This window comes from Cryobacterium sp. Hz7 (assembly GCF_004402815.1).
Classification (GTDB): Bacteria; Actinomycetota; Actinomycetes; order Actinomycetales; family Microbacteriaceae; genus Cryobacterium; species Cryobacterium sandaracinum.
On the sequence record NZ_SOFB01000047.1, the window covers coordinates 1 to 3138 of the forward strand.

The 3138-nt window shown below is 70.6% G+C and carries 2 protein-coding genes; both read right to left on the reverse strand.

What is annotated here, in order from left to right; translation table 11 throughout:
* Positions 1-217: 217 nt before the first annotated feature.
* Positions 218-1636: a M1 family metallopeptidase gene (locus E3N86_RS09705; RefSeq protein WP_134372568.1), complete on the reverse strand. Its 1419-nt coding sequence runs from the start codon at positions 1634-1636 to the stop codon at positions 218-220.
* 8 nt (positions 1637-1644) lie between these two features.
* Positions 1645-3138 (reverse strand): Pls/PosA family non-ribosomal peptide synthetase (locus E3N86_RS09710; protein WP_370295406.1); only part of this gene is annotated, 1494 nt, incomplete at its 5' end.

Here is a 3138-nt window from a genome sequence, read left to right on the forward strand (position 1 = left end):
AATCACCCGACGCCCTCATCGCCCTCGCCATGCTCAGCCTCGGCGGCCACAAACCAGTGCTCCCCGGCCGGGTTTAACCCACAGAAGCAGCAGGAGAGCCGAGATTCTGGCCGAAAGGGGCTCAAAAACCGGAAAATGACTCTCATTCGAGAGAATCTCCGTCGTATCGGTTCGACGCCGGGCGGGAGGGTCGGTCGGCTGGACCAGCCAACCTCGCCTAGAGCTTGGGCAGGGCGCTCCGATAGATCCAGCGGTCGACGATCCGGCGAATTTCACCGCTATCGGTGTGCACGGAAAGGAACTCCACAAGGTCCTCGGTAGTGATGGAACCGTGGCGGCGCGCCCGCGTGTAGGCGCGCACGGCGCCGAAGAAGGCGTCGTCGCCGAGCGACCGGCGCACCGCGTGCAGGGCCAGGGCGCCGCGCTTGTAGACCCGGTCGTCAAACATGTCGTGCGGCCCCGGCTCGCCGACGACGATGTCCCGCGGCAGGGCCTCGATCTCGGTCCGGTGCACGGCGGCACTCGCATCGGCCGTTGGTCCACCGCCGGCCTCCGCCCACAGCCACTCGGCGTAGCAGGCGAACCCCTCGTGCAGCCAGATATCCTGCCACCGCACGACGGTCAGGCTGTTGCCGAACCACTGGTGGGCCAGTTCGTGGGCGATCAGCCGGTCGCTGCCGTGCGCACCGTCGACGTGGTTGCGACCGAAAATGGCGAGGCCGTGGGCCTCGAGCGGGATCTCCAGCTCGTCGTCGGTGACAACGACCGAGTAGGCGTCGAACGGGTAGGGACCGAAGCGGTCGGCGAAGAGGGAGATCATCTCCGGAAGTCGGGCGAAGTCCACCGCCACCTCGCGGGCGAGGTTTGCCGGGAAGAAGATGCGTTGGGCCACCGGGGCGGCGGTGGCGTCGGTGCGCCGGTAACGGCCGATCAGCACCGTGGCCAGGTAAGTAGCCATCGGCTCCTTCACCTCGTAGGTCCAGCTGGTGCGGCCAGACCGCGTCGTGCGCGCGATCAGCGTACCGTTCGCCACGACCGTGTAGGGGTCCTCGCAGCTGACCCGGATGCGGAACGAGGCCTTGTTGCTGGGGTGGTCGTTGCAGGGGAACCACGACGCCGACCCGGTCGGCTGGCCGGCCACGAGCACGCCGTCGTCGAGTTCCTCCCAGCCGACCTCGCCCCAGATGCTCTTCAACGGATGCGGCGCGCCGCGATACCGCACGATCACCTCGAACAGAGCCCCGGCCTCGATCGTCGCCACCACCGTGATGGTGAGCTTGCGCGCGCTCTGGCTCACCTTCAACGCCCGCACCCCGTCGACGGTGACCCGGTCCACAGTGAGACCATCGAAGTCGAGGCTGAACCGGTCCAGCCTCATCGATGCCCGGGCCTGCACGGTGGCTGTGGCCCGCAACTGGTTGGTGGTCACCCGGTAGTCGAGGTTCAGGTCGTAGTGCAGGGCGAGGTAACCGCCGTTTCCGTTGCCCGGCAGGTACGGGTCGCCCGCGGTGGCGGCGCCGTGGGTGGGAGCGGCCCCTCGAACGCCGGCCGGGCCGAGCGCGGATCTGGGCGGCAGCGGGGTGAGGCGCTTGGCCGGGCTCTGAGCGGGGCCTGAGGGCGGTGGGGTGCGAGGCATGGTGGGCGTCAAGTCCACCATGGCAGACTGCGCCACGGCGAAATGGGGTTGCCCGACCATACCGACCCGGCCGGCACGCGTTCCCCGCGCATCACCAGCGAGGCAGGCCCCACAGTGGCGCCCTCCTCGATGTCGGCCGCCGGCAGAATCACGCTGTGCGGCCCGAGCGTGGCGCCCGCCGCCAGGGTGACCCGGTCCAATTGCATGATGCGGTCGTGGAACAGGTGCGTCTGCACCACGCAGCCCCGGTTCACGGTCGCACCGTCTTTGATGCTCACCAGGTCCGCCTCCGGCAGCCAGTAGGTCTCGCACCACACGCCGTACCCGATGTGCGCGCCGAGAGTGCGAAGCCACACGGCGAGCGCCGGCGTGCCGGCCGCCTTCGCCGCGAACCAGGGTCGGGCGACCATCTCGACGAAGCTGTCCGACACCTCGTTGCGCCAGATGAACGACGACCAGAGCGGATGTTCCGTAGCGTCGATCCGGCCCACCAGCAACCACTTCGCGGCCGTGGTCACCAGGGCGGCGACGGCCCCCGCGGCCAGCAGCACCAGACCCGAGAGCGCGATCGTCCACCCCAGGCCGATCGTGAGCCAGAGCGCATCAAGGGCGACGAGCACGCCGAGGGCGATCAGGACCGTGACGATGACCGGCATGATCCGGAGCATCTCCCACAGCGCCCGCCAGGTGACGAGCCGGGCCGGTGGGTGGAAGGTGCGGGCCTCGTCAACATCCGTCACTGTGCGGCGCAGCCGTTCGGGCGGGTTGCCCAGCCAGGACGACCCGCGTTTCGCCTTGCGCGGCGTGGAGGAGAGCACCGCGACGAGCCCGTTGCGCGGCACCGTGCGGCCCGCGCCCGCCATGCCGCTGTTGCCGAGGAACGCCCGGCGGCCGATCTTGGCCGGCCCGATGTGCAGCCAGCCGCCGCCGAGTTCATAGCAGGCGACCATGGTGTCGTCGGCGAGAAACGCGGCCGGGGCGATGGTCGTCAGGGCGGGGATGAGAAGCACGGTGGAGGCTTCCACGCCGGCGCCCACCTTAGCGCCGAGCAGGCGCAGCCAGATCGGGGTGAGCAGGCTCGCGTAGATCGGGAACAGGAGCGTTCGGGCGCCGTCGAGGATTCGCTCGGTCATCCAGACCTGCCAGCCGATCCGGCTGCGCACGGGGTAGTACCCCTCCCGCAGGCCCTCACCGAGCAGCCGAACGGAGCCGAGCACCAGCAGCGCGTAGACCAGCCCGGCTGCCACGACCGCGAGCGGGGTGGCCAGGGCGGCCCGCCCGGCCGCGTCGGCCAGGGTCGCAGCGTCGCCGATGGACGCCCCGACGATGAGCGCGCCGACGAGCACCGCGATCGCGGGCAGGGCCGTCATGGCGATGGCCCCGGTCGCGAAGGCGGTCAGCCAGCGGGTCCCGCGCGGCGGGCGCTCGGCCGGCCACGAGCCGCGGGCGGCGCCCATGCGGGCGGCCGGGGACCCGGCCCAGCGTTCACCCGGCGGCACCGG

Coding starts and splice junctions, on each gene's coding strand:
- E3N86_RS09705 (WP_134372568.1), bottom strand. CDS start 1,636: ATGCCTCGCACCCCACCGCCCTCAGGCCCCGCTCAGAGCCCGGCCAAG.